The 12489-nt window shown below is 71.3% G+C and carries 10 protein-coding genes and 5 pseudogenes; 10 read left to right on the top strand and 5 right to left on the bottom strand.

Features of this window, described 5'->3' with window-relative positions; all coding sequences use genetic code 11:
- Nucleotides 1-4: 4 nt before the first annotated feature.
- Genes ABZ192_RS19490 through ABZ192_RS19475 form a run of 4 tightly spaced genes read left to right on the top strand, consistent with a single transcriptional unit; the run spans nt 5 to nt 3592 of the window.
- A complete protein-coding gene (locus ABZ192_RS19490) occupies nt 5-568 on the top strand; it encodes a MauE/DoxX family redox-associated membrane protein (protein WP_356925689.1) in 564 nt (187 codons plus the stop codon).
- 8 nt (nt 569-576) lie between these two features.
- Nucleotides 577-1128: a hypothetical protein gene (locus ABZ192_RS19485; protein WP_356925688.1), complete on the top strand. Its 552-nt coding sequence runs from the start codon at nt 577-579 to the stop codon at nt 1126-1128.
- Entirely contained in the window at nt 1125-3029 is a 1905-nt protein-coding gene (locus ABZ192_RS19480; RefSeq protein WP_356925687.1) for an ABC transporter ATP-binding protein, read from the top strand. The genes ABZ192_RS19485 and ABZ192_RS19480 overlap by 4 nt, the downstream gene beginning before the upstream one ends.
- A gap of 23 nt (nt 3030-3052) precedes the next feature.
- Nucleotides 3053-3592, top strand: coding sequence for a S26 family signal peptidase (locus tag ABZ192_RS19475; RefSeq protein ID WP_356925791.1), 540 nt, complete (start codon nt 3053-3055; stop codon nt 3590-3592).
- Here ABZ192_RS19475 and ABZ192_RS19470 read toward each other — a convergent pair.
- The 3 genes from ABZ192_RS19470 to ABZ192_RS19460 all read right to left on the bottom strand — a co-directional run bounded on the left by ABZ192_RS19470 (nt 3586) and on the right by ABZ192_RS19460 (nt 7524).
- The gene (locus ABZ192_RS19470) at nt 3586-3783 is read right to left on the bottom strand and encodes a hypothetical protein (protein WP_356925686.1); all 198 of its coding nucleotides are present in this window, start codon (nt 3781-3783) and stop codon (nt 3586-3588) included. The genes ABZ192_RS19475 and ABZ192_RS19470 overlap by 7 nt on opposite strands.
- Nucleotides 3784-3904: 121 nt before the next feature.
- Entirely contained in the window at nt 3905-4618 is a 714-nt protein-coding gene (locus tag ABZ192_RS19465; RefSeq protein WP_356925685.1) for an ABC transporter ATP-binding protein, read from the bottom strand.
- A 44-nt stretch (nt 4619-4662) separates the two neighbouring features.
- Complete coding sequence (locus ABZ192_RS19460; RefSeq protein ID WP_356925684.1) at nt 4663-7524, bottom strand: FtsX-like permease family protein; 2862 nt, start codon at nt 7522-7524, stop codon at nt 4663-4665.
- Between the two features lie 223 nt (nt 7525-7747).
- On the opposite strand from ABZ192_RS19460, the pseudogene ABZ192_RS19455 reads away from it, so the two are divergent.
- The 4 genes and pseudogenes from ABZ192_RS19455 to ABZ192_RS19440 form a co-directional block, all read left to right on the top strand.
- Nucleotides 7748-8365 (top strand): annotated as a pseudogene (locus ABZ192_RS19455) (SDR family NAD(P)-dependent oxidoreductase); the annotation flags it as partial.
- Between the two features lie 80 nt (nt 8366-8445).
- Complete coding sequence (locus ABZ192_RS19450; protein ID WP_356925683.1) at nt 8446-8637, top strand: hypothetical protein; 192 nt, start codon at nt 8446-8448, stop codon at nt 8635-8637.
- On the top strand, nt 8607-9236 hold the full coding sequence (locus ABZ192_RS19445; protein ID WP_356925682.1) for a hypothetical protein: 630 nt from the start codon (nt 8607-8609) through the stop codon (nt 9234-9236). Before ABZ192_RS19450 ends, ABZ192_RS19445 begins: the two co-directional genes overlap by 31 nt.
- 103 nt (nt 9237-9339) lie before the next feature.
- Nucleotides 9340-9606: pseudogene (locus tag ABZ192_RS19440) on the top strand (sugar ABC transporter substrate-binding protein); the annotation flags it as partial.
- Nucleotides 9607-9699: 93 nt separating this feature from the next.
- Here the strand turns inward: ABZ192_RS19440 and ABZ192_RS19435 are convergent.
- Entirely contained in the window at nt 9700-10635 is a 936-nt protein-coding gene (locus tag ABZ192_RS19435; protein WP_356925681.1) for a serine hydrolase, read from the bottom strand.
- A 253-nt stretch (nt 10636-10888) separates the two neighbouring features.
- Nucleotides 10889-11308 (bottom strand): annotated as a pseudogene (locus ABZ192_RS19430) (P-loop NTPase); the annotation flags it as partial.
- Nucleotides 11309-11569: 261 nt separating this feature from the next.
- On the opposite strand from ABZ192_RS19430, the pseudogene ABZ192_RS19425 reads away from it, so the two are divergent.
- Both ABZ192_RS19425 and ABZ192_RS19420 read left to right on the top strand, forming a co-directional pair.
- A pseudogene (locus tag ABZ192_RS19425) lies at nt 11570-11983 on the top strand (ISL3 family transposase); the annotation flags it as partial.
- Between the two features lie 49 nt (nt 11984-12032).
- Nucleotides 12033-12390: pseudogene (locus ABZ192_RS19420) on the top strand (substrate-binding domain-containing protein); the annotation flags it as partial.
- Nucleotides 12391-12489 lie beyond the last annotated feature (99 nt).

The following is a 12489-nucleotide window of genomic DNA, read 5'->3' as shown; positions in this document are numbered from 1 at the left end:
TGCCATGGCCGCCGGGCTTTTGACGGCCTGCCACATTCTGGTCGCCGTCGTCCTCGCCGCATCCGCCGTGGGCAAGGCACGGCCCGCCGGATTCCGTGCGTTCCTCACCACGCTCGCCGATATGGGCCTCGGCACTGCGGGCATGCGCCGCCCGCTCGCGTACGCCACCATCACGGCCGAAGGCGTCGCCGCGGGCCTGCTGTTGCTGCCCGGCACGCGGGCCGGTGTCATCGGGCTGGTCCTTGCCTCGCTGGTCCTCGCCGCGCTCACCGTGGGCGTGGTGCGGGCGGTAAGGGGCGGCGGTCCGCCCGTGAGGTGCGCCTGTTTCGGCCGCACCGGGCGCCCCCTCGGCGTACTGCACCTGGTCAGGAACACCGGACTGCTGCTGGCCGCCGTCGGCGCTCTGATCGTCACCGGCTCCGGTCCGGTGCGGGCGGCGGGTGGCGAGCTGGTCGTGTCCGTGGCCGCGGGTGCGGTGCTGGCCGTCGTCGTGATCGGCCTGGACGACATCGCCGATCTGTTCACCGCGCGCACCGCCTCCGCCGCTCGCTCCACCGACCTCCCGTAGGAGTCCCCGTGTCCCTCGGTCTTTCCGTACTCGGCCTGCTCCTCGGCCTGTTCAATCTCCTTCTCCTGTACGGCGTCATCCGCCGGCTCAAAGAGATCGAGGCCCGCCCGGCCCACGCGGCGCCCGGACCGGTCACCGGCATCACCGACGCCCACCGGTTGACCGCCGGTGCCACGGTGGACATACCGGACGGCACCCGGCCCGCGCTCGTCGCCTTCTTCGCACCGGGCTGCGAGCCCTGCGAGCAGTTGCTGCCGCTGGTCGTCACGCGCGCCATGGACGAGCCCGGCGGCAGCGAACGTGTCGTCGCCGTCCTCTCCGAGGGCACCGACGACGACAACACGCGTTTCACGAAGGCCCTGGAACCGGTGGCCCGGGTCATCGTCGGCGACCCGAAGGACCCCTGGGTCGAGTCGTGGATCACCACGTTCCGCGTGGACGGGCTGCCCCTGGTCTGCGGTCTCGAGGACACCGGCGACGGCGTCGCGATCCGCTGGTCGGCGGTGAGCGCGCCGGAGCTCATCGCCAAAGCGGGGATCGTGGGCCGGCCGGTCGTATGACGCACCCCGCGCAGCACCCCGTGTCCCGGCCCCGGGTCGCGGCCACGGCGCTGCGGCTCGCGCTCGGCGCGCACCGCCGCGCCCTCGCGGCGACGCTGCTGCTCGCCGTCGTCGAGGCCACCGGGCCGATCGCGGCGGCCTGGCTGACCAAGCAGCTGATCGACTCGCTCACCGGGCCCGGGACGCGCGAGGTCACCGCGACCGCCGCGGCCCTGGCCGGGATCGGCGTGCTGCTCGCGCTCCTGCCGTACGTCGACGATCTCTGCCAGGGCGTGCTCACCCGGGCCGTGGCGCTGACCGCGCAGGACCGGCTGTTCCGTGCGGTCAACGCCCATCCGGGTCTGGACCTGTACGAGGATCCGGTACGGCTCGACCGGCTCCGGCTCGCCCAGCAGTCCGGCCAGGACACCCCCGTACAGCTGGTGCAGTGCGCGCTGATCGTGCTGCGGTCGGGGTGGACGCTGGTGGGGTTCGCCGGGATTCTGGCCACCGTCAGCCCGGTCCTCGCGGGACTGGTGCTGCTCGGTGCCGTACCGAAGCTGGTCGCGGAGCTACGGCTGGCCCGGGCGACAGCCGCGGCGTTCGCGGGCGTCACGGCCGGCGAGCGCCGCGAGGCGTTCTTCTCGACGCTGCTCGGCGGTACGACGGCGGCCAAGGAGATACGGCTGTTCGGCATCGGGGATGTGCTGCGGGAGCGCATGCTCGTCGAGCGGCGGGCCGTCAACCGGATCCGGCACCGGCTCGACGTGCGCCGTCTGAGCGTCAACTCCCTGCCCACGCTGCTCGCTTCGGGTATCGCGGGCGGCGGACTGCTGTGGGCGGTGGGCCGGGTGTCGGCCGGGACACTGACCGTCGGGGACCTCTCCGTGTTCCTCGCGGCGGTCGCCTCGGTACAGGGCGGACTCGGCTCGGCGGTCACGGCGGTGGCCAACGGCCATCAGCATCTCCTGGTGTTCGCCGAGTACGTGGCCGTGGCCGAAGGCGGCGCACGGCCCGGCACGGCGCGGCGGGTCGCGGGCCCCCTGCGCGACCGGATCGTCCTCGACGACGTGTGGTTCCGTTACGCCCCGGATCTGCCGTGGGTGCTGCGGGGCGTGACGCTGACGGTGCGCGCCGGGGAGAGCGTGGGGCTCGTCGGCGTGAACGGGGCCGGCAAGAGCACCCTGGTCAAACTGCTCTGCCGGTTCTACGACCCCGAACGTGGGCGGATCCTGTGGGACGGGACGGATCTGCGGGAGTTCACACCCGAGTCGCTGCGGGACCGGCTCAGTGTGGTCTTCCAGGACTTCGTCTCGTACGAGATGACGGCGGCGGAGAACATCGCGCTCGGCGATCCGGCGCTGGCCGTTCGCACTCCCGACGGCGCACCCGGCCCGGAGGTCGTCGAGGCCGCGCGCGAGGCGGGGGTGCACCAGGTCCTCGCGGGTCTCCCGGCCGGGTACGACACGATGCTGACCCGGGGGTTCTTCGGGGCGAACGACCGGGACAGCGGTGTGGTGCTCTCCGGCGGGCAGTGGCAACGGGTGGCACTGGCCCGGGCGTTGCTGCGGGCGGACCGGGACCTGTTCGTGCTCGATGAACCGACGTCGGGCCTCGATCCGGATGCTCAGGCCGAAGTGGCCGGTGTGATCCGGGGGTTGGGGCGGGGACGGGCCCGGCTGCTGATCTCGCACCGGCTGAGCGAGGTGCGTCCCGCGGACCGGATCGTGCTCCTCGACGGGGGTGCGGTGCGGGAGGAAGGGCCGCATGAGGAGCTGATGAGGTTGCCGTCGGGACGCTACGCCGAGCTGTTCCGGGGTCAGGCGGCGGGGTTCCGGGAGGACGCGTCGGGGCCGGAGCGGGAGGTGGCGGTGGTTCAGGGGGCCGAGCCACCCGGCCGGGAGCAGGAGGTCGCGGGGTGAAGCGGGTGCTCGGCAGGTGGCTGATGCTCGTGACCGTACGGGGGCACAGCATGGAGCCAGGCCTGCGGGACGGGGCGGTGGTCCTGGCCCGTCGGCTCAGAGGTCGTGCGGGCGGAGACGGGCGGCTTCCGGGGCGAGGCGGGCGGCTTCCTGGCGGAGACGGGCGGTTTCCGGGGTGGCGCGGCGGCTCGGCGGGCCGGCGGCTGCGCGTGGGTCAGGTGGTCGTCCTGCCGGTGCAACTGCCGGACGGCGCCCGGGTGGTGGGGCCTGTCGCGGACGGGGACGGGCTGTGGGTGAAACGGGTCGCGGCGTTGCCGGGCGACCCGGTTCCGGCCGGGGTTCCCGGGTGTCCAGGCCGGGTGCCGCCCGGGCGGATGGCGGTGCTCGGTGACAACGCGGCGTTGAGCACGGACTCGCGGACCGTCGGCCTCGTACCCGTGGACGTGGTGGTCGCGGTGGTGCTCGGCACGAACGCCCGGCCCTTCGCCGCAGGACGCGACGGAGAGCCGGGCGCAACTGATGCCACGGGGAGGCACCGGGGACAGCAGGAACCGCGTCAGTAGCAGCAGGAGTAGAGCGTCCACGCGGTGCAGTTCGTTCCCGGCGACTGGCAGGTGCGGCGCCAGTTCCCCTTGGCGGAGGGGTACTGGGGGCCGCAGCTCGTGTCGCGGCGGCACCAGTACTCCGTGGTGCTGGCCTCGGCCTCGGCGCGCGGTACCACCCGGCCGAGGACCGAGTCTGCGAGTCGGTTCAAAGTGCGCATGGCAGGTCCCCCATGTGGGGCCGTCGCCCGTCACGACGGCGTTCGTCCATGACGCTACGGGGACGGCATACGCCTGCCATACATCGCCGATACGCGGACCACGTGCGCCCTCTCACCGGGGACGCCCCGATCCCGAGCCGCCGCTGCCCGCCACCTCACCGAGCCGCCCGTCCCGTACGCGCAGCACGTCCGTGCAGCGTTCCGCCACCCCCATGTCATGCGTGGCCACCACAAGCGTGCAGCCGTACTCGGCGGCCAGCTCGCCCACCAGGTCCATGAGTTGCTCACCGGTCGCCGAGTCCAGGCTCCCGGTGGGTTCGTCGGCGAGCAGCAGCCGGGGCCGGGCGATCAGCGCCCGTGCCACCGCGACGCGCTGCTGCTGTCCGCCGGACAGCTGCGAGGGCAACGCCGACTCCCGTCCCTGAAGGCCCACCGCCGCGAGGAGTTCACGGGCGCGTGCGTCCCGGTCGAAGCCGGCCTTGCGGGGCAGCACGGGAGCCAGCACGTTGTCCAGCGCGCTCAGGCCCGGCAGCAAATGGAACCGCTGGAACACGAACCCCACCGTGCGCCGGTACGAAGCGGCGGCCCGCCGCCCCAGCGCGGTGACGTCCTGGCCGTCCACCACCACCCGTCCCGCATCGGCCCGTTCGATGGCCCCGATGAGGTGGAGCAGCGTGGATTTGCCGGAGCCGGAGGCGCCGACGAGGGCGACGCTGTGCCCGGCCGGGATGTCCAGGCTGATGCCGTCGACGGCCTTGATCAGCCCGTCACCGGTGCCGAAGCTCTTGTGCAGGTCCTCCACCAGGACCGACGCACCGTCCCCCATAGGGTTCTCTCTCCCTCTCCGTACCTCTGTCCATCCTTCTTGGATCATCCCTCTTCGGCCAACGGCCCCGCCGGCGACCGCCGTACCGCGAGGCCGGCTGCGACGGCGCTGCCCGCCGCGGCCGCCAGTACTCCCGCCACCGCCACCACGCCCACCGCCACCGGCAGCCCCGCCGGAATCGAGCCGGTGAAGGCCACGGTCAGTGCGAGCCCCGTCGCCGCGCCGGGCAGCGCGCCCGCCACGGCGATCACCACACCCTGCGCGACGACCAGTCGCATGACCTCGGTGTCGGCCCAGCCGCAGGCCCGCAGCATGGCGAACTCCCCGTCCCGTTCACAGCTGTCGAGATAGAGGACATCGGCGAGGGCGAACACCCCCAGGGCCGCCGTGAGGACGGCCGCGGCCACATCGACCCCGCGCACCTCGAGGGACACCGCCTCGCCGAGGAGCGTGCCCTGGACCGTGCCCTGGAACGTCCACATGACCGCCGTGAGCAGGGAGACCGCGGCCACCCCCACCGCGAGGGCCAACGCGCCGAGCACCGAACGGGACGGCGTGCGCAGCGCCCCGCTCACCGCGAGCCCGGGCAGCGTGCGTGCGGGCCCGGCGCGCCGGGCCCGCCGCGGCCCGGCAACCGAGCCCCGCAGCGCCTGTGCGGGATACGGCCGCCCTGCCCGTATCGCCGGAAGCGCACCGGCCAGCAGCGCCGTGGCCACCACCAGCGGTATCGCCGACAGCGCACGCCCCGCGGTGACGTCGAGGCCGAAGGCCCAGCCCAGCGGGAACGAGGCCCCGGCACCGGCGGCACCGGCCACGGCCGCGACCAGGGCGACCTCGCCGAGGACGAGTCCCGCGAGGCGGGCGCCCGTCCAGCCGGTGCAGGCGAGGACGGCCAGTTCGCGCTGCCGGGTGCGTACGGAGGCGGCCACGGCATTGCCGAGGAACAGCGCGCACACGCCGAGCACCAGGCCGAAGAGCAGCACGCTCTTGCGGTCGGCGGCCTCGACGAGTGCGACGGCGGTGCCCTTGGCGGTCCAGTTCTCCGTCAGCGCGAGCGCGGGCCGCCCGAACTTGCCCTTGGCCAGCGCCACTTGCTGCGGCGCCGGGGAGGAACCCGCCGTGATGTCCACGTCGAGCCCGGTGCGGGTGGTGATCGCCTCGGCGACCGCGCGGATACGTTCCCGGGACGCCTCGTCCGTTCCGTGCACCCCGGCGACCCTGACCCGCACCGCGGAGATCGGGTCCTTCGCGTGCGGGGAGTCGGGGCCGGTGACGGCCTCGACCGACTGGAGGGTGGTGAGCAGTTGCGGCGGGGTGGCGAGGTAGCCGCCCGGGTTGCTGTTGGGGGCGAGCGCCCGGCCGCCGAGTGCGGCGCGTCCGGCCTCGTCGGCCGCACGGGCGGCGGGCGGCCGGTAGGTCTCCAGGGGCACTTCGGACAGTTTCGAGAAGCCCTTCAGGCGCTCGACGGCGTAGGTGCCGACCACGCTGAACTGCGGGAAGTGGTCCTGGCTCGCGTCGGTTCCGGGCAGCCTGGTCACCGGCCGGAACGCCGTGTCCTGAACGAACCACGCCGGCAGATCGCCGCCGTACGTCGACTGCCGCCACAGCTCACCGCTGTCCGACGCGACGGGCGCGGGCCGCAGCACTCCCCCGCCGGCCGCATAGCGGGGGGCTCCGGCCTGGAGGACGACGAAGGGGTTGACGTCGATCGTGCCGTCCGCGACCGACCGCCGGAACACGGTGTCGGCGTCGGCGCGCGTGGTCGGCCCCGGGCTGACGGGCAGCCCGGCCAGCAGGCCGCGCAGTTCCTTCCCGCCACGCCCGGAAAGCTTCGGAAGCGTTCCCGTGACCCTTGAGACGGACGTGCTCAACTGCTCGTCCAGGTAGGGCCGGTCCGTAACGATCAGCGGGATGTCCTCGAACCGCGATCCGCCCCGCGTGTCCACGGCGGGCTTCTCACCGTCCTTCAGATACCGGCCGGAGGCCATCGCCCCGTCGATCCCGACCAGCCGGGCCTCCTGCTCGGGATCGACGGCGGCGAGCAGCAGCGTCATCGACCAGTCGATGTCGACCACCGCGCGGCGGGAGGTCGTGCGGTTGTGCACGTCCGTCCCGCTGGTGAAGCTGCCGTCCGCATGCCGCCGCACGACGACGAGTTCGCTGCGCTGGGCGGGATCGAGCTGGTCATTGACCGCGCCACCGCCGTACGAGGAGACTGTACGAAGGGCACACAGCGGCTCGAACTTTCCCCCGGGCAGCACCTCGAGCGGAGGCATCTCACCCTCGTCGCAGGGGCTGTCCCCCTGGTTCAGCGCGTCACCGACCTCGGTCAGGTGCCGTCCGCGGTACGTGTACAGACTCCTCCAACTCGGGTCCCTGGCCGTCGATCCGGCATCCGGCAGCACGACCGGATTGCTCGTGACGTAGACGTACACCGAACCCGGGTCCTGGGCCTTGCTCAGCGACCGGTCCGTGGTCCAGGTAGTGCGCAGCCGCAGCAGCTGCCGGTCGGCCGCGGGGTCGAGCCGGCCGGTCACATCGACCCGGGCGTGCGTCCCGGCCTGCACATAGCCGAGCATCGCCACGGGAGCGGCGATCTCCACCCCTCGCAGACCGGCGATCTCCCGCCACTGACCGGGAGTTATCCCACCGAACTGCCCGGACAGAAAATTGGGGCGCACCTGCCCGACGGACTCCTCGCGCCCGGTCCGCGCGCCGGCGGGCCGCACGAGGATGTCGTACGCGGCACGGAAGCTGGCGTCGGCGGACGCCTTCACCGTCAGGCGTGAAGTCTCCACGGACCCCGTCAGCAGAGTGAACCCGGCCGTGGCCACCAGCACACCGACCAGCAACGTCAACGTCCGCACGGACTGTCTGCGCAGCTGCCCGGTGATCATTCCCCACATGGCGCCTCCATCGGCGTCCACGCTAGAGAGCGGCCATACATGGGCGATACACGACGACGGCAGCGAGGCAGTGAGGGCTGGGCCAGGCTCCGCGGGCAATCGATCCCTCGGCTGCGGGCGTAGGGGGAACCGCCCAGCAGACAACGGATCGCCCTATCCAGTTCCGTGGTACCGTGGAGAGGTAACCGGATAGACCTATCCGAATCGACGATGGGCCCGCACCTTCGGCTCCCAGGGCCTCGACGTCGCCCTGATCTCCCGCAACCGCGACAAGCTCGACACGCTCGTCGGCACGCTGACCGCCGAGGGCATCACCACTGCCGCGTTCCCCGCGGACGTGCTCGACCATGAAGCGCCCACCCATGCGCTCAAGGACGCCGCCAGCCGGTTCGGTGGCATCGACGTGCTGGACTGCTCCCCGGTGGGGACGTTCGGCTCCACCGCTCTGACCACTCCGGTCGAGACCGAGCCGTCTCACGTGCAGCACGAGATCGAGTTCCAGCTGTACGGGGCCATCGCCGCCACCAAGGCAGTGCTGCCTGCGATGCGTGAAGCCGGCGCGGGCACCCTGCTGTACACCACCGGCGCCGGCTCCATCGACCCCGTGCCGCAGGTCGGCAACGTCAACGCCGCCGCAGCTGCGCTGCGCAACTGGGCGATCAACCTCCACAAGGAGCTGGACGGCACCGGCATCCAGGCCGCCCACGTCGGCATCGACGTGTCGATCGGCACCCCGGCCGTCCCCGGCTTCCCGACCGCCCAGCCCGAGGAGATCTCCCCCGTCTACTGGGACCTCCACACCACCAAGCGCGACCAGGCAGAGCTCGTGTTCAGCCTCTGACACCGGGCCGACCTTCGTGATCCGCCCTTCGTCCCACCTGCCATCAACTCATCCCCACTGTTTTCGAGGAGTAGACCGGCATGACCACGACCACCGATCCGTCCTACGCCGACCCGGCACTGATCAACCCCCGCGCGGTCCGGCTCGTCAACGCATTCAAGGACGCTCTGGCCCGCATGCGCGACGAGGAGGGACTGCCCTTCGACGACCTCAACGTGGCCACCGATCTGGCATCCTGCCGATGCGACCGGACGAACCGGGCACGCCCCTGATCGTGTCCGGCCGCGTCCTGGACGGCCACGGTCAGCCGCTCGAGGGCGCCAAGCTGGACATCTACCACGCGGCCAACAACGGCAACTACTCCGCGCTGTACGACGACGGGGTGCCCACGTACAACCTGCGCGGCCACTTGTTCACGGACGCCGACGGCCGCTACACCTACACCACCATCACACCCGTCGCCTCTGCCGACCCTTCCACCATGGAGGTCGACGGAGTCGTCCAAGCCGTCGCAGCCCTCGGAGGCAGCCTCCACCGTCCGGCCCACATCCACTACGAGGTCCACCAGCCCGGACACCATCACCCCGAGCGGGACGCCGGCATGACCCCGAGGACGCGACCGCCTGGGCGCTGGCCCGGTTCAACACCGCCTTTTACCACCCCTACGATCGCCGCGAATACGACGCCATCGGCGACAACACCGCGCAGGGAACCATCACCCTGCTCGGATACGGCGGCCGCCCACCCACCGAACCAGGACCCGCTCCCTACACCATGGCGACCGGCGGGCACATCTTCGGCACCCGGTCATGGACCTGCTCTCGACGCCGGTGCGGAGGCACCCTGGCCGGCACGGAGCATGGCCTTGTAGAGGGGTTCGTGCCCGGGTGAGGCGGGCAGCGAGCCGCGAGCCGGGGCCTCAAGGGGTCGGGGGCCTCCAGAGCGGCGGTCACCGCGTCGGCGTAGGCGTCCGCGCCCCGGTCAACATCGGGGCCGGTGACGGCGACCCCTCGGCCTTCCAGCGCATCAACGGCAAGGAGTTCCAGGCCGCCACCGTGCCAGAACCGCTGTCCGGACAGGGCTGGCAGATCATCGACGAGTTCAACCGTTCCTTCGCCGGCAAGCCGGCCAGCGGCTACGTCGCCCCCGTCCACGTCACCACCGCCGCCACCAGCGGCGGCGCACTGTCCTGGGACTCGGAGGGAGACCGCGAGGCCTACCGCAGGATCTGGGAGAAGTAGACACATCCCGGTCTCGTCTCCGAGACCGAGATGCGGGCCATCCCCGGGCCACTCCCGGGAACGGCCCGGGGCTGACGCACCCGTCGGCTCAGGTCAGTCCCTCTGTGCGCCCGTCGGCAGGGTGCGCAGTCGCATGGTGCTCGCCGAGCTGGTTCCGAAGGCGTAGTCCAGCAACTTGGCGGCGTCCGTGTAGCGGTACTGGTCGTTCAGGAGCACGCCGATGACCGTCTTGCTGTTGCGGGTCGCGGCGAAGACGAGGCAGGGGCCGGACGGCGTGTTGGTGCCCGTCTTCACCCCGATCGCCCCGCTGTAGGAGCCCAGCAACTGGTTGGTGTTGTACCAGGTGTACGTGCGGGTGCCGCCGGTGCTGGTCGTCGCGTACTGCACGGTCTTCGGCTTCTTCACGATGCCCGCGAACGTCGAGTACTTCATCGCGCTGCGCGCGAGCTTGGCGAGGTCGCGCGGCGTCGTGTAGTTCGTGTTCTGCGTCGAGTTGCCGTCGAACGAGTCGAAGTGCGTGTTGGTCAGGCCGAGGGTGTCCGCCTTGGCGTTCATCTTGCTGATGAACGACTTGGTCCGCGCCGAGACGGTCGTACCGGTGCCGAACGTGTCCGCGAGGGCCATCGCGGCGTCGCAGCCGGACGGCAGCAACATCGCATGGAGCAACTGACGGACGGTGACCTTGTCGCCGGTCTTGAGATCCGCGGTGCTCGCGCCCTTGGCGGTGACGTAGTCCCGGTAAGCCTGCTTGATGGTGACCTTACGGTCGAGGTTCAGGTCGGGAGTGCTCAGCACCACGCGAGCCGTCATGATCTTGGTGGTGCTCGCCATGGGCCGCTTGGTGTCAGCGTACTTGCTGTAGAGCGTGGAGCCCGTCCCGCTGTTGAGCATGAACGCGCCCTTGGCGCTGACCGAGGGCGCGGTCGCTGCCTGCGCGGGCGCGGTCAGGGCGCCGCCCGCGAGCAGCGCGCCGACGGCGGCGACAGTTGCGGCTCTGCGGATACGTACGCCCTTGATGCCGGTTATCACTATGAACGCTCCGAGTGTGCCAAGTGCCAAGGCATTTACGAAATGAAGCGGGGGGAGGCGTTAGGGAGACTCACAGGGGACACCGAGGGTTGTACAGCGGGCGGAAGTAACTCAGGGAGTCCTGCGAGCCGACGCTGCGGCGGAGGCCACCCGGACACGAATCAGCCACTGTCTACGGGCTGACCGGGAGCCGGCAACCGGCCAGGCCGCGTCGGCGTACGGACAGCCGCTCCGCGATTCCGCGGAGCGCCACGGCCACCTCGGCCGCGGCCGCCTGCGGTGTGGTCACCACGAGGATCTCGGAGTCGGGAAGCAACTGGGCTATGGAGAGGCCCGAGGTGAACATGCCGACGGAGATCACCTTCACACCGTTCGCTCCGGGCGGCCTGATCATCTTTTGGACGCGGGTGGGGCCGGCCGTCACTCCCAGCATCCGCGGAACGGAGTGGCCGTAGATGTCGGCGTCCAGCACACCGACCGACAGCCCGCGGGAGGCCATCGCGGCGGCCAGGTTGACCGTGACACTCGATTTCCCGACTCCGCCCCTGCCGGAGGCGACGCAGTAGACCCGGGTCAGAGAGCCGGGCCGGGCGAAGGGGATCTCCAGCTCGTCCGTGTCGCCCCGCAGACTCCTGCGCAGTTCGGTGCGTTGCTCGTCGCTCATCACGTCCAGCCCTGACCGGCCGACCTGACGCTCGACGTGTGCGCTGTCGAGGCCAGGCCGGATACAGACGGACCGGAAGTGCCCGCCATCTGTAGCGCCGCACGGTGCGGCTTGCCTGGCAGATATCCCAGGTGGCGCGCGAGTTATACGGCCGGGCGGCCGCACGCCTCGCCGGCCTGCTGGCCGTGCCGGTCTCCCGCAGTACCGCACTGCGCTCTCTGCCACGCCTGCCGCTGCCGCAGCAGGCGGTCCCACGGGTGATCGGCGTGGATCTTCTACCTCAATCAGGGCCACGCCGAAGGCGAGCGCCCCGTCACCACGTCATGCCGGCCGTCTCCTGCTCACCGACCCCGAAACCCTGCGCCCGAAGGAAACGACCCTGCTGGAGCAGAGCGCCGCGGCCTGCCCGGCGATGACCGCACTCGCCGCCCTGCTGAAACCGGGCGAGGACAACGACGTGAAACTCACCGAGTGGATCACGGCCGCCCGTGCCGTCGACCTGCCCCACCTGCGCAGCTTCACCAACGGCCTCGAAATCGACCGGCCCGCCGTGAACGCCGACCTCGCCTTGCTCGACCACAACGGCCGCACCGAAGGCGTCAACACCCGCATCAGAGGATCATGAGACGAATGCACGGACGCGCCGGATTCGGCCTCCTCCGCCACCGCATCCTCCTGCCCTGACGGCTACCCGATGTCACCACCGACGGGCCAGAGTGGTTCGTTCGACAGACCCCTTACGGGCGATTGGTGTGCACAGTCGGGCTATGAACAGGAGCGGCGCCTGGCCGCCATGCCCGATGTCACCGCCGTTTCTTCGACGCCAACGACCAGATGGCCCTCGGGGTAGTGCGTGCCCTCCGCGAGGCGCGCCGCGACGTGCCGGCGACGTCAGTCTGGTCGGCTACGACGGCATCCCCGAGGCCGAATACGTGTGGCCTCCGTCGACCACGGTGCGGCAAGACTTCGGCGAGGCCGGGCGTCGCGCGCTGGAACTCCTTGTCGCCCAGATCGAGGGCGAGCCGAGAACAGGAGCCTCGGTCGCACTGGAGCCCGAACTGGTTGTACGGGACAGCAGCGGCCCTCCTCCCTCCCTGCGGAGTCGGAAACCAGCGGATCTTCCGGGACTACCAGCACGCCCATCCCGGGACCAGACCCGATACACGCAGCTTGAGCAGGCGATCGTCGCC

It is taken from the genome of Streptomyces sp. NPDC006235, assembly GCF_040613735.1.
Taxonomy (GTDB): Bacteria; Actinomycetota; Actinomycetes; order Streptomycetales; family Streptomycetaceae; genus Streptomyces.
Note: the sequence above shows the minus strand (reverse complement) of the source record. Positions and strands in the feature narration are given on the sequence as shown.